A 610-nucleotide genomic window follows, 5' to 3' on the forward strand; every position below is an offset into this window, starting at 1 on the left:
TAGCAATCAGGTAAGGAGTATCGCTCTTCTTTCCTATTTTCGTACTGGCGATTTCACCATCCATGATTTCGACTAAAGCCGCGTCTTCACTGGGATCTGCTACTAACAGGTTCACGTTTGATACGATGGGCATATCGCGCAATCGCTGCAACGCTTCGTCTACATTGCGACAGTGCTCCAATATGGTTCGAATTGCCGTCCAGAATTGCAGACCCTCTCCTTTTGGAGAACGCAATCCTGGATGAATTCCTACTGGCAGACCGCAGGATGACATTGTGATGCATAGTCCCTGATCGTTCATACCTTCATGTCGTCCAAATGATAAGCCGCTAAAGCCCGTATGTGCATACGTTCCCTGTACGCGAGTTGAGCATAGTCTCATGTCGTCTAAGTCAGGGGTAAATTCGTAATTTCGCAATACATACAGATGGCCATCCCGCATCTTATTAGGAAGTACGACAGAGTGACTGCATCCCGACACTATACAGCTTTCATGTAGATAGCGCAAACGATTCATCGGCATCTTCGCTTGGCTGCAAAAGGCTTCAAGCTCCTCCCAAATACCCGGGGAATACTGTTGAAGCATCTGCTGCCGGGTCCAGAGGCGTTG

At 48.4% G+C, this 610-nt stretch carries 1 protein-coding gene; it reads right to left on the minus strand.

The window, feature by feature from the left end; all coding sequences use genetic code 11:
- On the minus strand, window positions 1-610 hold a 610-nt coding region (locus AYJ08_RS05395; protein ID WP_231929011.1), incomplete at both ends, for a C45 family autoproteolytic acyltransferase/hydrolase.

This window comes from Brevibacillus sp. SKDU10 (assembly GCF_001645205.1).
GTDB lineage: Bacteria > Bacillota > Bacilli > Brevibacillales > Brevibacillaceae > Brevibacillus_B > Brevibacillus_B halotolerans.